A 16,129-nucleotide genomic window follows, 5' to 3' on the forward strand; every position below is an offset into this window, starting at 1 on the left:
AAGAAAAAAACATGGCCCTCTCCGACCACCTGCAGATCGTTCCCGCCGACGCCCAGGCGAGCTTTCTGCCGCCGCAGCAGCAACAGGCCACGCAGGCCCGCAACGAGGAAGACGACGGCCCGACGCTGGAAGAAGCCATCGACCGCGCCGAGGCCTTGGGCGAACAGATCGACGCGCTCAACGAGATCCTGGCGCGCCCGCTCAAGGACATCCTGGCCGACCGCGAGAAATCGGAAGAAGCCGCGCTGGCCTGGGACCGCTTCGGCGCGATGTGGATGCTGTCGCAGCGCGCCATGCGCCGCGTCGCACTCGACCTGGCGGCGCAGCTCGGCGTGAGCGAGGAAGAGGTCGTGGCGCGCGCCATGGCGAACGCCAATGCGGTGCTCAACGGCGCGGACGAGGTCGACCTCGGCGGCTCCATCGCACCGGCGCAGCTGCAGCACATCGCCCGCCACCGCAACTTCCTGCGCGCCCAGTTCCGTACCGGCTGACGCGCGTGGCCTTTCGATATCCCTTAGCCTTGCGGCCTTCTCCTGCTCCCACACCACCATGACCACCTCCGCCTCTTCCCACCTCACCGTCATCACCGGCGCCTCGCGCGGCCTGGGCCGTGCCATGGCCGAACAGCTGCTGCAGGCCGGCCACACGGTGCTCGGCATTGCGCGCAAGTCCTCGCCCGAACTGGCCGAAGCCCCCAAGGCGACCGGCGCTGAACTGACGCAATGGGAGCAGGACCTGTCCGACCCGGTCGCCGCCGCGGCGCGCCTGTCGGACTGGCTGCGCACGCTGGACGGCCAGCGCTTCGACAGCGTCACGCTCATCAACAACGCCGGCACCGTCGGCAACCCCGCGCCGTTGTCGCGCGCCGTGCCGGCCGAGCTGGCGCAGGCCCTGCGCATCGGGCTCGAAGCGCCGATGCTGCTCACGGCTGCTTTCCTCGGCGGCACGCGCGAATGGCGCGGCGCGCGCAAGGTGCTGAACATCTCGTCGGGCCTGGGCCGCAACGCCCTGGGCAGCCAGGCGCCGTACTGCGCGGCCAAGGCCGGCATGGACCATTTCTCGCGCGCCGTGGCGCTCGAAGAGGTGCATGCGCCGAACGGCGCGCGCATCGTGTCGCTGGCGCCCGGCATCATCGACACCGACATGCAGGTGCAGCTGCGCGGCGCTTCGGCCGAACAGTTTCCGGACCGCACGCGCTTCGTGAGCATGAAGGAAGAAGGCCGGCTCGACAGCCCCCAGAGCGCCGCGGCCAAGGTGCTCGCCTACCTGGCGCGCGCGGACTTCGGCAGCAACCCCGTGGCCGACGTGCGCGACCCGGCCTGAGCACGGCGACCACATCATGGCCACCGCAAAGTCCATCGACACCGTCGAATACAAGCTCTTCCCGTCGCCGAGGAACGTGCACCGCATCGTCTTCGAGCACCAGGTGTTCGTGCCGTACCCGTACGCGCTGATCGTGATGGACGAGTTCTATTTCAAGGGCCGCTACAGCCTGTTCTCGGCCTGCCGCATGAGCGACGGGAAGATGGGGCAGGTGGCGACGTTCGAGGATGCGGCGGACGTGGAGATCTTCAATACGAAGTTCGTGCCTGATTGAGCTCGCCCCCAGGCTTTGCGCACTTCGTGTCGCTTCGCCAACCCCCTGCCGGGGGCAACACCAGCGGCCCGGCAAAGCCGGTTCCGCGGTGTTCCTGGTATGAAAACCCCTCTTACTCGATCGTCGCGCCCGAGGCCTGCACGATCCCCTTCCACTTCTCGTAGTCGGTCTTCAGCAGCGTGCCGAACTGCTCCGGCGTCATGCTCTGCGGCTCCGCGCCCTGGGCAATGATGGCCGCCTTCATTTCAGGCGTGGCCAGCAGCTTGTTGACTGCCGCATTCAGCGTGGTGACGATGTCCTTGGGCGTGCCGGCCGGCACGAACACGCCGTACCAGGTGCTCACGTCGAAGTCCTTGTAGCCCAGCTCGGCCACGGTGGGCGTGTCGGGCAGCGAGGTGCTGCGCTTGGCGGAGGTGACCGCCAGCGGGCGCAGCTTGCCGGCCTTGATCTGCGCCATGGCCGAAGGCACCGACGACACCATCAGGTCGACGTTGCCCGCGAGCACGTCCATCATGGCCGCGTTGGAGCCCTTGTAGGGCACGTGGCGCATCTTGATCTTGGCCGCGCCGTTGAAGATCTCGCCGGCCAGGTGGATGGTGGTGCCGTTGCCCGGCGAGCCGTAGGTGATGGTGTCGGGCGCGGCGCGCGCGGCCTTCACCACGTCGTCCAGCGTCTTGAACTTCGAGTTGGCCTGCGTGACGATCACCACGGGCGTGTAGGCCACGTGGGCCACGGCCGTGAGGTCCTTCACCGGGTTGTAGCTCAGGCTCTTGTAGAGCCAGGGCGCGACGACCATGTTGTCCTTCTGGCCCATCACGATGTCGTAGCCCGTGGGCGTGGCGCGCGCGGCCTCGGCGATGCCGATGGTGCCGCCGGCGCCCGCGCGGTTGTCGGGCACCACGGTCCAGTGGTTGGCCTCGGTGAGCTTCTGCGCGACCAGGCGCGCCAGGATGTCGGTGCCGCCGCCGGGCGGGAAGGGCACGACCATGCGGATGGGCTTGGCGGGGTAGGCGGCGGTCTGGGCGTGGGCCGGGGCGGTGGCCGCCACGGCGGTGAAGGCCAGCGCGAAGGCCAGCGGACGGAGGAAGTTCGATGGGGTCATGGGGGCATTGTCTCGTTCTGGGGGCAGGGGGGATGCAGTCTGCCGGAAGTGCCGGCGCGGGGTTTTCGCGGTTCGCGATGGCCCTCGTCTCGGCTGGAGGGGGCAGAACGCGGGGCGGTGCGTACTTTCGGACGCCTTGACATGCCGCGAGGCGAGTCGAATACTCCACCAAATGGTTGAGTATTTCTGGCTCGCCCGGCGCTCGGCGGCTTCCGGGCGCCCATCCTCTTTGCAGGAGGCACCCATGCTCGGACACATCAATGCAGTGGCCAACCTGGCGGTGAAAGACCTCGCCGTGGCCCGACGCTTCTACGAAGACACGCTCGGCCTCGCGCAGGTCGATGCCGAAGGCGACGAGGTCGTCGTCTACCGCAGCGGCAACACGCGGCTCAATGTCTACCGCTCGGCCTTCGCGGGCACCAACCAGGCCACGGCCGTGACCTGGTCGGTCGACGGCGACATCGAGCGCCTCGTGGCCGAGCTCAAGGCCAAGGGCGTGCGCTTCGAGCACTACGACATGCCCGGCACCACGCTCGCGGGCGACATCCACGTCATGGGCGACATGAAGGTCGCGTGGTTCAAGGACCCGGACGGGAACATCCTGAACCTCATCAACGTCTGAGTCGCCCCTGTCCATCCGGCATCCCCCGTTTGGGGGAAGCCAAGGGCGACGCGCTGCGGACAATCCCTCCTGCCATGCACCGGCCTGGCATGGAGGAGTCACCACATGCGCGCACCGCCGCCCGAGAAGCCAACGTCCGAGCCATTCGCACACCCCGAGCGCGTCGCAGTCATCGCCATCCACGGCGTGGCCGACCAGAAGGCCGGCGACACGGCCCGCGCCATCGCCTCGCTGATGCTCAACCACCCCGGCCCCGGCGCGACCTACCGCCAGGCCGACTGCGACAGCCACCTCCTGCCGGTGCCGCCGCTGACCTCGATGGTGCAGCAGCGCACGGGGCATCAGGACAAGAACGAGAAGGCCGCCACGGAAGGCGGCGCCGCGCAGAAGGCCTACGTGCCGCCCGTGCGCAAGGCAATGCGGCAGTCAAAGACCTCGGACTTCAGCGCCGACGACTGGATCTCGACCGCCGAGGCCGACGACGCGGGCGTGGTGCGCGCCGCCAAGGGGCGCGGGCCGCTCACCCCGCGCGAGCTGAAGCGGAGCAACCCCGACATCGCCTTCAGCGACTACCTGCTGTTCAAGTCGCAGCGCGCCGAGCCCGACCACGAGGCCTACGAGGCCACGCGCGTGCGCATGACGCGCGACGCCACCGATGCCCACGGGCAGCCGGTGCAGCAGCGCATCGACGTGCACGAGATGTACTGGGCCGACCTGTCGCGCCTGCCGGGCTCGGTGGCGCGCATCGTCGCCGAGCTCTTCACCATCGTGTTCCGCCTCTCGCAGCTGGGCCGCGACGCGGTGGACCGTGCCGCCGAAGCCGCCGGCGTGAACAGGAAGCCCCGCCCGCCCGGCGCGCGGCGCTGGGCCTGCCTGGCCTCGCTGCAGACCGCGCTCGACTGGGCCTTTGCCAACCTGCTGGCGAACCTCTTCCTGCAGCTGCTGCTGGTCGGGCTGGTGATCGCGGGGCTCGGCGGACTGGCGCGGGTCGAGCCCGCGCCCCATGCGTTGTCGCTCACCGAACTGCTGCGCCGGGTGCTGGCCGTGGCGGTGCCGGTGCTGGCGATCTGGTGGTACTGCTACCAGGCGCGCACCCAGGCTTCCTCGCGGATCGTGGTGGGCCTGTACGCGCTGCTGGCGGGCTGGTTCCTGTGGGCGCTGGTGCCCGCGCACTGGGTGGTCGGCGTGGCCTGGCTGGCGCTGCTCGCCGCGCTGGCCGACCGCGCCCTGCGCATCGCGCGCGACCGCTTTCCGGCGGCGCGCACCTGGGGGCTGGGGCTGATGGCGCTGACCGCGGCGGCGCTGCTGGTGCACGTGGCGATCAACGCCTCGGCCGCGGGCGCCACGGACGACCTGCGCCACTGGGTGCGTGCCGGCATGCGGGTGGTCGAGTACCTGCTGCTGGGCGTCGTGGCCTGGTGGGGCGTGGCCGGCGTGCTGCTCATCGCCTGGCTGCTCGCCGGGGAGACGGTGCCCGACCGCGGCGCCGCCGCGCGCGCCAGCATCGCCACGGGGCGGCTGGGGCTGTTCGTGTCGGTGGCGGCGTTCGTGGCGCTGTCGATGGTGTCGTGGGCCGTGCTGACGAACCTCGTGGAGCTCGGCGCGAAGGACGTCGACTACGCGCCGTTCTGGTTCGGCAAGGACGTCTACTGGGCCGACGGCGCGAACTTCCTGCACAGCCGCTACGAGAAGAGCACGCAGGCCTTCGCCTTGACTGCCGGCCTCACGCTGTCGCTGCTGGCCTACCTGGTGGCGGTGCTGGTGCCCAGCCTGTTCGCCGAGCTCAAGGTGGCCTTCGGCACCTCGCAGGGCCTGGGCCGCTGGCTCGGCGCGGGCTACCGGCGGCTGGACCGCTTCGTCGCCGTGCTGACCAGCGCCAGCGTGGTGGTCGCCTTCGCGGTGGCCCTGTTGCTGGTGCTCAAGCAGTGCAATGTCTCGGTCGGCGGGTGGATCGACGATGCCGTGATCTGGGTGTCGGCGCTGTCACAAAGCGGCCTCAAGCCGCTGATCTTCACCGCCGCCACGCTGGCCGCCGCCGTCTCGCTGCTCGGCGGTTTTCTCACCCGCACCGTGCCGGGCCTGCGCATGCCGCTCGACGTGGCGCTGGACGTCGACGGCCACTTCCGCGAGTTCCCGCGCCGCGCCATCCCGCGCGCGCGCATCTTCTCGCGCTACGTGTCGCTGCTGGAGCACGTGGCGGCGCAGGGCTACGACCGCATCGTGATCGTGGCCCACAGCCAGGGCACGGTGATCTCGACCGAGCTGCTGCGCTACCTGCAGTTCCGCGCCGCGCAGCAGGTCGATGCGCGGGTGACCGACCTCTGGGCGGCGCTCAACAAGAGCCGCCTGCTGCTGCTCACCGCCGGCTGCCCGCTGCGCCAGCTGTATGCGGCGCGCTTTCCGCACCTCTACGGCTGGGTGACGGCGGAAGACGCGAACGGCGGCGGGCCGAGCGCGGCCCAGGTCGGCGTGGCCCGCTGGGTCAACCTCTACACGGCCGGCGACTATGTCGGGCGCTGGCTCTGGGGCGCAGACGACAAGCCGTACGAGCAGGTGACGACGCCGCCGGCCTGGTGCGTCGCGGCCGAGCACGAGGCCTGCCTCGGCCTGGGCGCCCACACCCACTATTTCGACCTCGACCAGGCGCACGTGGCGCGCTGGATCGACTGGATGGTGACGGCGCGCCCATGAAAAAGCCGGCCCGCAGGCCGGCTTTTCTTCATGCCGAAAGCGCGGGCTTCAGCCGAAGTTCTTGGCCACGAAGTCCCAGTTCACCAGCTTGGCCAGGAAGGTCTCGACGAACTTCGGGCGCAGGTTGCGGTAGTCGATGTAGTACGCGTGTTCCCACACGTCCACCGTCAGCAGCGCGGTGTCGGCGGTGGTCAGCGGCGTGCCGGCGGCGCCGGTGTTCACGATGTCCACCGAACCGTCGGCCTTCTTCACGAGCCACGTCCAGCCCGAACCGAAGTTGCCCACGGCCGACTTCACGAAGGCTTCCTTGAAGGCGTCGTAGCTGCCCCACTTGGCGTCGATGGCCTTGGCCAGCGCGCCCGTCGGTGCGCCGCCGCCTTGCGGCTTCATGCAGTTCCAGAAGAAGGTGTGGTTCCAGATCTGGGCGGCGTTGTTGTAGATACCGCCGCTGGACTTCTTGACGATCTCCTCGAGCGTCATCGCTTCGAACTCGGTGCCCTTTTGCAGGTTGTTCAGGTTCACCACGTAGGCGTTGTGGTGCTTGCCGTGGTGGAACTCGAGCGTTTCCTGCGAGTACTCGGGGGCCAGCGCGTCGATGGCGTACGGCAGCGGGGGAAGGGTGTGTTCCATGGTGGAGCCTTTCTTTCTAGTTGGTGGATAAAGACAAAAGAGGGTGCCTCAGGCGCGGGCCTTGGGCACGATGCGGTAGGCGCAGCGCCGTGCGCCCGCGAGCACGTGCTCGACACGGCTCACGTCGGCCTCGGGCCCCAGCACCTCGTCGAAGAGCTGCAGCTCGCTGCGGCAAAAGCCGGTGCAGGCCTGCGCCGCGGTGCAGATGGGGCAGTGGTTCTCGATGAAGAGAAAACCGTCGCCCTCGGCCCGGTACTCGGCCATGTAGCCCTCGCGGCTGCGGATGTCCGCGAGCCGTTCGAGCCGCGCCTCGAGGTTGCGCGCGCCGCGCATGGCCTCGGTGTAGGTGGCGCGCATGGTGGCTTCGCGCGCGCCGATGAGCTGGTCCATGCCCTTTTCGCCGAACACGCTGATCACGGCGCTGATCATCTGCACCGTCATCTCGGCGTGCGTGTCGGGAAAGCGCCGGTGGCCCTCGCCGGTGAGCCGCCAGATCTGGGTGGGGCGGCCGCGGCCGCTGGAGCGGCTCTCGGCGTCCACCAGCCCTTCGGTCTCGAGCTTGGACATCTGCTGGCGCACCGCCTCGACCGTCACGTGGAGCACCTTGGCGATGTCGGGGATGCCGAGCGCGCCGCGGGTCTTCAGCGTGGAGAGGATGCGGTCTGCCGGCTGGTGCGGCATCCAGGTGGGCTTGGTGGCATCGGGGGCGGACATGGCAGCTTCGGTCGTGGGGGAAAACAGCGTCATTGTCAGGTGGTTGGCCCTCCCTTCGCATCTGTGGGCGCTTGCCACCCTCCGCCCAGTGCTTTGTAAAGCGCGACGAGGCTGGTGAACGAGGCCGTTTCGGCCTCGGCCACGGCATCCTGCGCGCGCAGCAGGGTGCGCTGCGCGTCGAGCACGCTCAGGTAGGGTGCGGCGCCTTCGCGGTAGCGCACTTCGGCCAGTTCGGCGGCGCGGCCGCTGCGGGCCGAGGCCTCCAGCAGCCGCTGCAGGCGCAGCTGGTTCTGGCCGTAGCCGGTGAGGGCGCTTTCGACGTCCTCGATGGCGCGCAGCACGGTCTGTTCGTAGACGGCGCGCTCGCCCTCGGCACGGGCCTCGGCGCCGCGCAGGCGGGCCTTGACCGAGCCCAGCCGCAGCGCAGGCCAGCTCACGCCGGGCGTGACGCTGAAGGCGCGGCTCGACGAACTGCCCAGGTCGGCACCGCGCAGCGCGATGAAGCCCAGGAAGCCGCCGATGTCGACGCGCGGGTACAGCTCGGCCGTGGCCGCGCCCACGTCGGCGGTGCTGGCGGCCAGGCCGCGCTCGGCGCGCAGCACGTCGGGGCGGCGGCGTAGCAGTTCGCCCAGGTCACCGATGGGCAGGCGCTTGTCGAGCACGCGCAGCGGGTGCGGCTGCAGCATCGGCGTCAGCTCGGCCGGGCGCAGGCCCGCCAGCACGGCGACGCGGTGCGCGGCCTGGCGGCGCGTGGTCTCGAGCGCGGGCAGCTGGCTCTCGGTGCTGGCCAGGTTGGCCTGCGCGCTTGCCAGGTCGCCTTCGAGGCCGCGCCCGGTGCGCACCTGCGCCTCGGTCACGCGCAGGCTCTGGCGCAGGCTCTCGAGGGTGCGCTGCGTCACGGCCAGGCGCTGCTCGGCGCCACGCATCTCGTAGTAGTTGCGCGCCAGTTCGGCCACGGCCACGATGCGCACCTGCGCGAGGTCGGCCGCGCTGGCCTGGGCGCGCGCGGTGGCGGCTTCGTCCAGGCGCTGCAGTCGGCCGAACAGGTCGATCTCCCAGCCGGCGTCGAAGCCCGCGCGGCTGCTTTGCGCCAGCGTGCGCGCATCGGCCGGCACGCCGTTGCCCTGCGCGATGCTGCGCGTCTTGCTGGCGCCCAGCGTCACCACGGGCAGGCGGTCGAGCTCGGCTTCGGTCTGCATCGCACGCGCTTCCAAGAGCCGCGCGTGGGCGATGCGGATGTCGTGGTTGCCGGCCAGCGCACGCTCGACGAGCGCGTCGAGTTGCGGGTCGTCGAGCTGGCGCCACCAGTCGCGCTGCACCGCATCGGGCGCGAACAGCGCGCGCTCGGGGGCGGCGATGGCCACCGGCGCATCGTTCGGCGCGGCGTACTTCGGCCCCACCGCACAACCGGCCAGCACCAGCAGGCTGAGGGCGAACGGTGCGGCGTAGGAGAAGGGTCTTCTTGTCGTCATGGTCATGCTCCCGGTGTCTCAGACGGTGTCGCCGGCAGGCTCGCGCGCCACGAGCGCCTCGAGTTCGGCGGCGCGCTGCGAGCGGCCCACCGTGCGGTGGTCGCGTGCCAGCAGCGTGTACATGGTGGGCAGCACGAACAGCGTGAACAGCGTGCCCACCAGCATGCCGACCACGATCACCAGGCCGATGCTGAAGCGGCTGTTGGCGCCCGCGCCGCTGGCGAACAGCAGCGGCACCAGGCCCACCACCATCGCGGCCGTGGTCATCAGGATCGGGCGCAGCCGGATGCGCGCGGCCTGCTCGATGGCGGCGCGGCGCTCCAGGTTCAGGCGTTCCTGGATCTCGTTGGCGAACTCCACCATCAGGATGCCGTGCTTGCTGATGAGCCCGATGAGCGTCACCAGCCCGATCTGCGTGTAGATGTTGATGGTGGCAAAGCCCAGCGCCAGCGGCACCAGCGCGCCGCAGATCGACATCGGCACGCTGACCAGGATGATCAGCGGGTCGCGCAGGCTTTCGTACTGCGCGGCCAGCACCAGGTAGATCACCACGATCGCGAACACGAAGGCCATCACCAGCGCCGAGCCTTCCTGCGTGAACTGGCGCGCGTCCGACTGCCAGTCGTAGCTGAAGCCGGCCGGCAGCTTCTTCGCCTCTTCGCTGAGGAACGCCACGGCGTCGCCCATGGTCACGCCCGGCATCGGAATGGCCTGGAAGGTGGCGGCGTTGAGCTGGTTGAACTGCGTGAGCTTGTTGGGCCCCACGCTGGTCGACAGCTGCACCAGGTTGGCCAGCGGCACAGGCTGGCCGCTCGCGCTCTTCACGAAGTAGCGCGACAGGGCCTCGGCCGTGAGCCGCTGGTCACGCGGCGACTGCGGAATCACGTCGTACGAGCGCCCGTCCATGCCGAAGCGGTTGACGTAGTTCTCGCCCACCAGCACGGCCAGCGTGTCGCCGATGGCCTTCATGGTCACGCCCATGCTGTTGGCCTTGGCGCGGTCCACGCGCACCTCGGTCACGGGGTTGTTGAACTCCAGGTCGCTGTCGACCACGGCGAACTTGCCGCTCTCGCGCGCCGCCTTCTTCAGCGTTTCCATCGCCTCGAACACGCTGCGATGGTCGCCCGCGCTGCGGATCACCATCTGCACCGGAAGCCCACCGGTCGAACCGGGAAGCGACGGCAGCTGAAAGGCGAACACGCTGCTGCCCTCGACCTCGTTCATGCCGCCCTGCACGTCGCCCTGGATCTGGTCGGCGTTGCGCTGGCGAGCGTTCCAGTCGGACAGCTGCACGCCGCCGATGCTGTTGGACACGCCGTCCGAGCCGTTGATGAGCCAGCGGCCGGTGTTCTCGGGCAGCTTGGCCAGCACCTCGTCCCACTTCTGGCCGAACTTCTCGACGTAGTCGATGTTGGCGTGCTGCGGCGACTTGATGACGGTCATCACCATCGCCTGGTCTTCGCCCGGCGCCAGCTCGCGCTGCGCCGCGTTGTACAGGAAGGGCAGGCTCACGAGCACCGCTGCCGCCAGCAGGCCCGTGACCCAGCGGTGGTGCAGCGACACGTCGAGCAGCCGTCCGTAGGCCGTGGCCAGCTTGTGGAAGAAGGCCTCGGCATAGCGCGCCATGCGGCCCGCCGTGGCATCTTGCGGCAGCAGGAACGAGCTCATCACCGGCGACAGCGTGAGCGCGATCACGCCCGACACCACCACCGCGCCCGCCAGCGTGAAGGCGAACTCCTTGAAGAGCGACCCCGTGAGCCCGCCCATGAGGCCGATGGGCGCGTACACCGCGGCCAGCGTGAGCGTCATCGCGATCACCGGGCCGGCCACTTCGCGCGCGCCGATCAGTGCGGCCTGCACGCGCGACTTGCCTTCCTCGATGTGGCGGTGCACGTTCTCCACCACCACGATGGCGTCGTCCACCACCAGGCCGATGGCCAGCACCATCGCCAGCAGCGTGAGCAGGTTGATGCTGAAGCCGAACAGCAGCATCAGCGCCGCCGCGCCCAGCATCGACAAAGGAATCGTCACCACCGGAATGAGCACCGCGCGCAGCGAGCCCAGGCACAGGAAGATCACCAGCACCACGATGGCGATGGCTTCGAGCAGCGTCTTTTGCACCTCGTCGATCGAGGCCTCGATGAAGCGCGCGAGTTCGAAGGGCAGCTGCACCTCCACGCCCGGCGGCAGGTTCTGCTTGATGCCGGGCAGCAGGTCGCGGATGCGCTTCACGATCACCAGCGGGTTGCCGTTGGGCGCGGCCTGCAGGCCGAGGTAGATGGCCTTGTCGCCGTCCATCGTGGCGCTGCTGTCGGCACTCGCCGCGCCCAGCTCCACCGTGGCCACGTCGCCCAGGCGCACGATGGCATCGCCGTCGCGCTTGATGACCATGTCGCGGAACTCCGCCACGTTCACCAGGTCGGTGTTCACGCGGATGTTCGACACCACGTACAGGCCCTTCACCTGCCCGGGTGCGGCCTGCACGTTGTTCTGGCGCAGCGCGTCGGCCAGCTCGCCGGCCGAGATGCCGCGCGCGGCCATGCGGTTGGCGTCCAGCCACACGCGCATCGCCAGCGTCTGCCCGCCCGACACCTCGACGCCCGAGACGCCCTCGATCGACGCGAACTGCGGCTGCACCACGCGCGAGAGGTAGTCGGTGAGCTGCGGCACGGGCATGGTCTTGCTCGAGAAGCCCACGTAGGCGACGGCCGTGGCCTCGCCCGCCGACTTGAGGATCACCGGGTCGAAGGCCTCGGCCGGCAGCCGGTACTTCACCTGGCTGACCTGCGCCATCGCCTGCGTGAGCGCCTGGTTGGCGTCGGCGTTGAGCTTCATGCGCACGCTGATCACGCTGCGCCCGAGCGTGGACGACGACGAAAGGTAGTCGACGTTCTCGATGGTCGCCACCGCCTGCGCGATGGGCTGCGTGACGAAGCCCTGCATCAGCTCCGGCGAGGCGCCGGGGTACTGCGTGGTGATGGTGAGCGTGGTGCTCTCGGTGAGCGGGTACTGGCGCACCGGCAGGTCGACCAGCGCGCGCGCGCCGAGCAGCAGGATGAGCGTGCTCACCACCAGCGCCAGCACGGGCCGGCGCACGAAGAGGTCGGTGAACTTCATGACTTCGCGTCCTGCAGGGCCAGCGTGTCCTTCGCGGCCGGGGCCACGGCGGCGCCGTTGTACAGACGCAGCTGGCCCGAGGTGACGACCTGTTCACCGGCCTTCAGGCCTTGCTCGACCACGACCAGGCCGTCTTGCCGCTCGCCGGTCTTCACGAACACCTGCTGCACCGAGAAGCCGTCGCCCTTCTCGCCGGCGCGCACCACGAACACCGAGTCGCCGTGCGTGCTGTAGGTGATGGCGGTTTCAGGCACCGCGATGGCGTCGGCGCGCGCGGGCAGCGCCACCTTGGCGTTGACGTACATGCCGGGCGTGAGCGCGCCATCGGCGTTGTCGACCGTGGCCTGCAGCCGCACGGTGCGCGTGTCGCTGCCGATCATGGGCTCGATGGCGCTGAGCTTGGCGGGGAACACGCGGCCCGGGTAGGCATCGACCGCGAGCGCCACCGCCTGGTTGCGCCGCAGCGCCGGCAGCGCGTTCTCGGGCAGCGTGAGGTTGGCGAACAGCGTGCGCGCATCGGTGAGCGACACCAGCGCATCGCCGGCGCGCACGAACTGGCCGAGGTTGACCTTGCGGATGCCCAGCACACCGTCGAACGGCGCCCGGATGTGCTTCTGCTCGATGAGCGCCTGCACGCGGCGCAGCTCGCCGCTGGCCTGGTCGAAGGCGGCCTGCGCCTGTTCCATCTGCTCCTGCGTGGCGGCCTGCTGCGGCAGCAGGCGGCGCGTGCGTTCGAGCAGGGCCCTGGCATTGGCCTGCTGGGCGCGCAGCCGTTCGAGGTCGCCCTGCTCGGGCGCGTCGTTCAGCTGCACCAGCAGCTGGCCGGCACGCACCTGCGCGCCCGGCGTGAAGAGGATCTTCGCGACCCGTCCCTCCACCTCGGCCGGCACCTCGACCTGCCGGTTGGCCTCCAGCGTGCCGATGCCGCCGAGAAAGCGCGCCATCTCGGTCTGCCGCGCGGGGGCCACCGCCACCTTGGCCGGCGGCATGGCGCCGCCCTGTGCATGGGCCGGCTGGAATTTCGCCACGAGCCCGTAGCCCGCCGCGCCCAGCACCGCGACCGTGAGACCGGCGCCGAGCCAGGTCCTGGATTGTTTGTTCATACGCAACCTGCTTTTTTATCAAAGAAAGTGCTTTGATTATTAGATCGCGTCCGAACGCTGTCGAGAAAGACGTGGCAATGGCCCCGATAGGGCAGGGCTATCTTTGGCGTGGCGTGCATGGTGGGTGCTCCGGGTGGTTGCGCGGGGACATCCCCGCACCCCGAAGACGGGCGGCGCGTCGCTTTTGTGACGCGGCACCGGTGTGCAATCGCCATACGGCCGCCGGGACATCGCTCGCGCCGCCAGGCGCCGATGTACATTGCGACCTGCGCATGAACCTATTCAGCATGGCCACCAAACCCCGTAAGAAGTCCGCGGCTGTCACCGAGGACGAGGTCTTCGACATGGCCGCCGACCTGTTCCGGGCCATGGCCGCGCCCATGCGGCTGAAGATCGTGAGCCTGCTGTGCAACGGGGAGAAGAACGTGAGCGAGCTGCTCGCGCAGATCGACACCACGCAGCCCAACATGTCGCAGCACCTGAACACGCTCTACCAGGCGGGCGTGCTCGCGCGACGCCGCGACGGCGTGAGCATCTACTACAGCATCGCGAACGAGACCGTGGTGGCGCTGTGCCGCAGCATCTGCGTGCAGATCGCCATCGAGCAGGAATAAGAAGAAGAGAAGAAGGCCGGCATCAGCCGGCTTTCGCGCCTCAGGGCTTCAGGTAGACGTAGCCTTCCTTCGCCTGCAGCCGTGCCACCTCGGCCACGCCCGAGGGCACCACCTTGGTTTCCATCAGCAGCTTGCCCGCGTCGATGTTGCGCGTGGTCAGCGTGTTGTTGCACACCTTGAACTCCACGCCGCGCCCGGCCAATGCGCTCACCGGGCCGCTGAACTCGCGGCCTTTGCTGTCCTTGGCGTCGCTCAGCAGGAAGTCGATGCCGGGGCCGTGCGTGACCACGACGATCTTCGCCTTCGGGTCCGCGTTCAGGTGGTTCGTGATGTTCGCCAGGATGGCGGCGCTGTTCTCCACGCCGGTGTTGACGTGGTAGACCACCTTGGTCTCCTGCGCGCCCGCGAACGTGGCGACCATGGCGAGCAGGAAAGCGATGAATGCGTGTCTCATGGGGAAACCCTCTGGCTGTTGTCGTTGCCCGCAAAATATCATCTTCTGCTTATATTTACAGCCGGGCAAGCCCGCGGCCCTCGCCGCCGAGCCCGCAGGAGACGACCCACGATGTTCCCGTGCCGGCCCACCGCCGTTCGCGCGAAGGCGCTGCTGATGTGCGCTGCGCTCTGGCTGAGCGCCAGTGCCGCGTTCGCGGCCCCCGAGATCCGCCCGCTGCCGGTGGCGCCCGACATCTACTACGTGCAGGGCATCCCCGCGCTGGGCTCGAAGGAGAACCAGAACTTCATCTCCAACGCCGGCTTCGTCGTCACGCGCGACAGCGTCGTGATGATCGACGCGCTCGGTTCGCCCGCCGTCGCCGAGCGCATGGTGGAAGAGATCCGCAAGCTCACGCCCAAGCCGATCAGCCACGTCATCCTCACGCACTACCACGCCGACCACATCTACGGCCTGCAGGTGTTCAAGGCGCTGGGCGCGCAGATCGTGGCGCACGCGCGGGGCAAGACCTACCTCACGTCCGACACCGCGCGGCTGCGGCTCGAGGCCTCGCGCCAGGAGCTCGCGCCGTGGATCGACGAGCGCACGCGGCTGGTGCCGGCCGATGTGTGGATCGACGGGCGCACCGAGCTCACCATCGGCGGCACGCGCTTCGTGATCCAGCCCGCCGGCCCCGCGCACACGCCCGAAGACCTCGCCATCTTTTTGCCGCAGCAGAAGGTGCTGTTCACCGGCGACATCGTGTTCCGCAACCGCACGCCCTACGTGGGCTCGGCCGACAGCCGGCACTGGATCACGTCGCTCGACGCGCTGCTCGCGCTCGACGCACGCACCATCGTGCCGGGCCACGGCCCCGCGTCGGACGACCCGGCGCAAGACCTGCGGCAGACGCGCGACTACCTCGTCTTCCTGCGCGGCGCGATGCAAAAAGCCGCCACCGAGATGACGCCTTTCGACGAGGCCTACGCCGCCACCGACTGGTCGCGCTTCGAGGCCTGGCCGCTGTTCAAGGTGGCCAACCGCATGAACGCCTACAACACCTACCTGCTGCTGGAGCAGGAGGCGCGATGAGCGGCGACCGCACGCGCCGGCAGCTCGTCGCGGGCCTCGCCGCGTGGTGCGTGGCGCCGATGGCCGTGCATGCGGCCGATGTGCAATTGCCCGCACCTGCTTCGCTGGCGGGTGCGCTCGCCGCGGCGCTGGCCCGCTCGCAACCGCTGGTCGTCATGGCCAGCCTGCAGGGCTGCCCCTTCTGCAAGATCGCGCGCGAGCACTACCTCATGCCCGAACTCGCTGCGGGCTTGCCCCTGGTGCAGATCGACTTTCGTGATCAACGCACCGTGCGCGACTTCGACGGCGCCACGCGCACGCACGACGCGCTCATCAAGGCGTGGCACGTCAGCGTCGCGCCGACCGTGCTCTTCTTCGGCCGCAACGGCCGCGAGGTCGCCGAGCGCCTGACCGGCGGCGACTCGGACTTCTACGGCGCCTACCTCGAAGCACGCCTGCAGCAAGCGCGCACCGCCGTCCGAAGCTGACGTTATGCATGGCGAAACCGAACGGGTTTCCCCCAAGAGCAAAGCCCTTCCCTTGTTCACGATCGTCCCTAAAATCAATACATAACGATTTACTTATTTAACGATGAAACCGGCCGCTTCGGGGCGCGTTTCGAGGAGACCGATTTGAAGTTGCTGCTGCCGTCGCTCGCCGTCGCTGTCACCGCCTTGCTGCTGTCGACACCGGCCCTTGCCAACAAGGAGCTGGCCCAGAAGAACGCCTGCCTCGCCTGCCACGCGGTCGACAAGAAGCTGGTCGGCCCCGCCTACCTCGACGTCGCGAAGAAGTACACCGGCCAGGCCGATGCGCTCGCCGTGCTCACCGCGAGCATCCAGAAGGGCAGTACCGGCAAGTGGGGCGCCGTGCCCATGCCCGCGCAACCCGCGATGAGCGAGGCCGATGCCAAGGCGCTGGCCGCCTGGGTGTTGGGCGGCGCCAAGTAAGGCCCACGGACGC

General features: G+C 69.2%; 16 protein-coding genes. 9 read left to right on the forward strand and 7 right to left on the reverse strand.

Annotated features, from left to right (window positions below):
• Window positions 1–11: 11 nt before the first annotated feature.
• From AC07XP_RS14895 to AC07XP_RS14905, 3 genes are read left to right on the forward strand one after another with little or no spacing between them, the layout of a single operon-like run.
• A complete protein-coding gene (locus AC07XP_RS14895) occupies window positions 12–491 on the forward strand; it encodes a hypothetical protein (RefSeq protein WP_062473882.1) in 480 nt (159 codons plus the stop codon).
• A 58-nt stretch (window positions 492–549) separates the two neighbouring features.
• On the forward strand, window positions 550–1,323 hold the full coding sequence (locus tag AC07XP_RS14900) for an SDR family NAD(P)-dependent oxidoreductase (RefSeq protein ID WP_495265114.1): 774 nt from the start codon (window positions 550–552) through the stop codon (window positions 1,321–1,323).
• A 16-nt stretch (window positions 1,324–1,339) separates the two neighbouring features.
• Window positions 1,340–1,597 carry a hypothetical protein gene (locus tag AC07XP_RS14905; RefSeq protein ID WP_153281681.1) on the forward strand — a complete coding sequence of 86 codons (258 nt, stop codon included), beginning with the start codon at window positions 1,340–1,342 and terminating at the stop codon, window positions 1,595–1,597.
• Window positions 1,598–1,709: 112 nt separating this feature from the next.
• On the opposite strand, the gene AC07XP_RS14910 is transcribed toward AC07XP_RS14905, so the two are convergent.
• On the reverse strand, window positions 1,710–2,699 hold the full coding sequence (locus tag AC07XP_RS14910) for a Bug family tripartite tricarboxylate transporter substrate binding protein (RefSeq protein WP_495265115.1): 990 nt from the start codon (window positions 2,697–2,699) through the stop codon (window positions 1,710–1,712).
• Between the two features lie 244 nt (window positions 2,700–2,943).
• Here AC07XP_RS14910 and AC07XP_RS14915 point away from each other — a divergent pair, with 244 nt between their 5' ends.
• Window positions 2,944–3,321 carry a VOC family protein gene (locus AC07XP_RS14915; RefSeq protein ID WP_495265116.1) on the forward strand — a complete coding sequence of 126 codons (378 nt, stop codon included), beginning with the start codon at window positions 2,944–2,946 and terminating at the stop codon, window positions 3,319–3,321.
• 105 nt (window positions 3,322–3,426) lie between these two features.
• The gene (locus AC07XP_RS14920) at window positions 3,427–6,012 is read left to right on the forward strand and encodes a hypothetical protein (protein WP_495265117.1); all 2,586 of its coding nucleotides are present in this window, start codon (window positions 3,427–3,429) and stop codon (window positions 6,010–6,012) included.
• A 48-nt stretch (window positions 6,013–6,060) separates the two neighbouring features.
• Here AC07XP_RS14920 and AC07XP_RS14925 read toward each other — a convergent pair whose 3' ends face one another.
• From AC07XP_RS14925 to AC07XP_RS14945, 5 genes are read right to left on the reverse strand one after another with little or no spacing between them, the layout of a single operon-like run.
• Window positions 6,061–6,642: a superoxide dismutase gene (locus tag AC07XP_RS14925; protein ID WP_495265119.1), complete on the reverse strand. Its 582-nt coding sequence runs from the start codon at window positions 6,640–6,642 to the stop codon at window positions 6,061–6,063.
• Window positions 6,643–6,690: 48 nt separating this feature from the next.
• On the reverse strand, window positions 6,691–7,356 hold the full coding sequence (locus AC07XP_RS14930) for a helix-turn-helix transcriptional regulator (protein WP_095950339.1): 666 nt from the start codon (window positions 7,354–7,356) through the stop codon (window positions 6,691–6,693).
• 35 nt (window positions 7,357–7,391) lie between these two features.
• Window positions 7,392–8,834 carry an efflux transporter outer membrane subunit gene (locus AC07XP_RS14935; protein WP_495265120.1) on the reverse strand — a complete coding sequence of 481 codons (1,443 nt, stop codon included), beginning with the start codon at window positions 8,832–8,834 and terminating at the stop codon, window positions 7,392–7,394.
• A gap of 12 nt (window positions 8,835–8,846) precedes the next feature.
• The gene (locus AC07XP_RS14940) at window positions 8,847–11,945 is read right to left on the reverse strand and encodes a MexW/MexI family multidrug efflux RND transporter permease subunit (RefSeq protein WP_495265121.1); all 3,099 of its coding nucleotides are present in this window, start codon (window positions 11,943–11,945) and stop codon (window positions 8,847–8,849) included.
• Window positions 11,942–13,048, reverse strand: a complete 1,107-nt coding sequence (locus tag AC07XP_RS14945) for an efflux RND transporter periplasmic adaptor subunit (protein WP_492737233.1) — start codon at window positions 13,046–13,048, stop codon at window positions 11,942–11,944. Before AC07XP_RS14945 ends, AC07XP_RS14940 begins: the two co-directional genes overlap by 4 nt.
• A 287-nt stretch (window positions 13,049–13,335) precedes the next feature.
• Here AC07XP_RS14945 and AC07XP_RS14950 point away from each other — a divergent pair, with 287 nt between their 5' ends.
• Window positions 13,336–13,662, forward strand: coding sequence for an ArsR/SmtB family transcription factor (locus tag AC07XP_RS14950; RefSeq protein ID WP_062473861.1), 327 nt, complete (start codon window positions 13,336–13,338; stop codon window positions 13,660–13,662).
• A 40-nt stretch (window positions 13,663–13,702) separates the two neighbouring features.
• Here AC07XP_RS14950 and AC07XP_RS14955 read toward each other — a convergent pair whose 3' ends face one another.
• Window positions 13,703–14,116 (reverse strand): DsrE family protein, encoded by a 414-nt coding sequence (locus AC07XP_RS14955; RefSeq protein ID WP_492699455.1) that lies wholly within the window; start codon window positions 14,114–14,116, stop codon window positions 13,703–13,705.
• A gap of 111 nt (window positions 14,117–14,227) precedes the next feature.
• Between AC07XP_RS14955 and AC07XP_RS14960 the strand changes: the two genes are divergently transcribed.
• The 3 genes from AC07XP_RS14960 to AC07XP_RS14970 all read left to right on the forward strand — a co-directional run bounded on the left by AC07XP_RS14960 (window position 14,228) and on the right by AC07XP_RS14970 (window position 16,116).
• Entirely contained in the window at window positions 14,228–15,187 is a 960-nt protein-coding gene (locus AC07XP_RS14960) for an MBL fold metallo-hydrolase (protein ID WP_070063009.1), read from the forward strand.
• Entirely contained in the window at window positions 15,184–15,654 is a 471-nt protein-coding gene (locus AC07XP_RS14965; RefSeq protein WP_495265122.1) for a thioredoxin fold domain-containing protein, read from the forward strand. Before AC07XP_RS14960 ends, AC07XP_RS14965 begins: the two co-directional genes overlap by 4 nt.
• Window positions 15,655–15,798: 144 nt before the next feature.
• Window positions 15,799–16,116, forward strand: coding sequence for a c-type cytochrome (locus tag AC07XP_RS14970; RefSeq protein WP_101491419.1), 318 nt, complete (start codon window positions 15,799–15,801; stop codon window positions 16,114–16,116).
• Window positions 16,117–16,129: the final 13 nt, after the last annotated feature.

The organism is Variovorax sp. GW531-E2 (assembly GCF_059423125.1).

Bases quoted from the DNA above. Each gene is read 5' to 3' on its own strand.
- AC07XP_RS14895 (WP_062473882.1), top strand. From the start codon at position 12: ATGGCCCTCTCCGACCACCTGCAGATCGTTCCCGCCGACGCCCAGGCG.
- AC07XP_RS14900 (WP_495265114.1), top strand. From the start codon at position 550: ATGACCACCTCCGCCTCTTCCCACCTCACCGTCATCACCGGCGCCTCG.
- AC07XP_RS14905 (WP_153281681.1), top strand. From the start codon at position 1,340: ATGGCCACCGCAAAGTCCATCGACACCGTCGAATACAAGCTCTTCCCG.
- AC07XP_RS14910 (WP_495265115.1), bottom strand. From the start codon at position 2,699: ATGACCCCATCGAACTTCCTCCGTCCGCTGGCCTTCGCGCTGGCCTTC.
- AC07XP_RS14915 (WP_495265116.1), top strand. From the start codon at position 2,944: ATGCTCGGACACATCAATGCAGTGGCCAACCTGGCGGTGAAAGACCTC.
- AC07XP_RS14920 (WP_495265117.1), top strand. From the start codon at position 3,427: ATGCGCGCACCGCCGCCCGAGAAGCCAACGTCCGAGCCATTCGCACAC.
- AC07XP_RS14925 (WP_495265119.1), bottom strand. From the start codon at position 6,642: ATGGAACACACCCTTCCCCCGCTGCCGTACGCCATCGACGCGCTGGCC.
- AC07XP_RS14930 (WP_095950339.1), bottom strand. From the start codon at position 7,356: ATGTCCGCCCCCGATGCCACCAAGCCCACCTGGATGCCGCACCAGCCG.
- AC07XP_RS14935 (WP_495265120.1), bottom strand. From the start codon at position 8,834: ATGACCATGACGACAAGAAGACCCTTCTCCTACGCCGCACCGTTCGCC.
- AC07XP_RS14940 (WP_495265121.1), bottom strand. From the start codon at position 11,945: ATGAAGTTCACCGACCTCTTCGTGCGCCGGCCCGTGCTGGCGCTGGTG.
- AC07XP_RS14945 (WP_492737233.1), bottom strand. From the start codon at position 13,048: ATGAACAAACAATCCAGGACCTGGCTCGGCGCCGGTCTCACGGTCGCG.
- AC07XP_RS14950 (WP_062473861.1), top strand. From the start codon at position 13,336: ATGGCCACCAAACCCCGTAAGAAGTCCGCGGCTGTCACCGAGGACGAG.
- AC07XP_RS14955 (WP_492699455.1), bottom strand. From the start codon at position 14,116: ATGAGACACGCATTCATCGCTTTCCTGCTCGCCATGGTCGCCACGTTC.
- AC07XP_RS14960 (WP_070063009.1), top strand. From the start codon at position 14,228: ATGTTCCCGTGCCGGCCCACCGCCGTTCGCGCGAAGGCGCTGCTGATG.
- AC07XP_RS14965 (WP_495265122.1), top strand. From the start codon at position 15,184: ATGAGCGGCGACCGCACGCGCCGGCAGCTCGTCGCGGGCCTCGCCGCG.